At 40.9% G+C, this 1352-nt stretch carries 1 protein-coding gene; it reads right to left on the bottom strand.

The features are described from left to right. Positions 1-641: 641 nt before the first annotated feature. Complete coding sequence (locus tag ACFO9Q_RS10210) at positions 642-1001, bottom strand: HD domain-containing protein (RefSeq protein ID WP_379181461.1); 360 nt, start codon at positions 999-1001, stop codon at positions 642-644. Positions 1002-1352 lie beyond the last annotated feature (351 nt).

The raw sequence follows: 1352 nt of genomic DNA, 5'->3' as shown, positions 1-1352 counted from the left end.
AATTTCTTAGTCATGTTTTGTCCCAGTGTTTATTCTTTTTTGGTGTTTAGGGGGAGGGGAGAAAACCGTCATGAGGCACTCCGATGCCTCATGAATCAGATCTTGCGTTCCGTAACCGTCAACTGGTTTCCTGGACGATTGCGGATGGGCATCTCTCCTTTGTGTTACTTCAGGAGTTTCAGATAACGTTCTGATATTCATGACGCCAAAAGGCTTAAGCTGCAGTCCTGGTCAAGCGAAGCGACCAGGAAGCCGGGTTGCTCCGCCACTTAGCCTTGCAGGTGTGTCCGGACTGAGTTACCCACGGCCCTTCAGCTTCGGTCCGGACCGAGGGGCGAATGCCCCGAAGCGTGAATATGGTGTTAGCAGATGTTATTGCCCCCCTGAATAACTTTCCAACATCTCTTCTCTGGCCTTTATTAGCCAGGGGTGTACAAGCTTTAGAATATTTCGTTGGTCCCATATGTGATTGAGATATATTATTATTGCTTTATTAATTTCTCGTTTATTTACTTCTTCTCTCATTTCTAGTAGGTACGGATGTTCTCCCGGTAATTTCCACGAAATCTTATCAGAAACAAATAATATCTTATCGGTCATATTTGCTTTTGGTTTGTGGGTGGTATGACTCTCAATTGCATTTAAGATCTCTTCATCAGAGATACTAAAAATTCTTGTGCCATGTACTTTGATAGTTTTTGATGTACGCTTCTATCATATTTAAGTTCTTCTTCAAGTACTTCAATAGACAATGTTTTCGCTACATCTAACATTGTGGAGATTGGAATTACATTACTGATATCATGTAAAAGCGCAGCACGTACAACCTTAAATGAATCAATCTCAAATAAATTAGCTATCCGTTCAGCTTCTTCAGCAACCTCTAATGTATGATTCAATGTCCTTAAGTCATTATTCATTTTATAGAAAGTATCTATATCATTACTTAAATCTCCTGTGAGAACAAAGCTACTTGTGTACCGACTAAAAAGATCGTTCATGTTTATCGATCCTTTGCATTAATTTCTGCTAACGTTCTTGTATTCACGACGCCCCACCACCTTAAGTCCTGAAGGGACGGCCGCGATGCGGTTAGGTGGTGCGGGTGTGTCCGGCTGATTATGCTCCTCTGCTACTGAAATACCTCTTCGACTACACTTCTATCTCCGGCCGGACCGAGGGCCGAATGGCCCGATGCGTGAATATGGTGTTAGGTGAAGTTGCCTCTTCTTAAAACTCTCTTCCAAACTGCTCTTTAAAAAATGTTCTTATTGGTTCTATAAAATTTTCATTATCCTTATAATTATTGTTATTAATTGTACTTGAATTGAAATCGAACTTGAAAACATCTC

The organism is Paenibacillus sp. GCM10023252 (assembly GCF_042653305.1).
Taxonomy (GTDB): Bacteria; Bacillota; Bacilli; order Paenibacillales; family Paenibacillaceae; genus Pristimantibacillus.
The sequence above is the reverse complement of the archived record's forward strand: the minus strand, read 5'-3'. Positions and strand labels throughout refer to the sequence as shown.

Coding starts and splice junctions, on each gene's coding strand:
- ACFO9Q_RS10210 (WP_379181461.1), bottom strand. CDS start 1,001: ATGAACGATCTTTTTAGTCGGTACACAAGTAGCTTTGTTCTCACAGGA.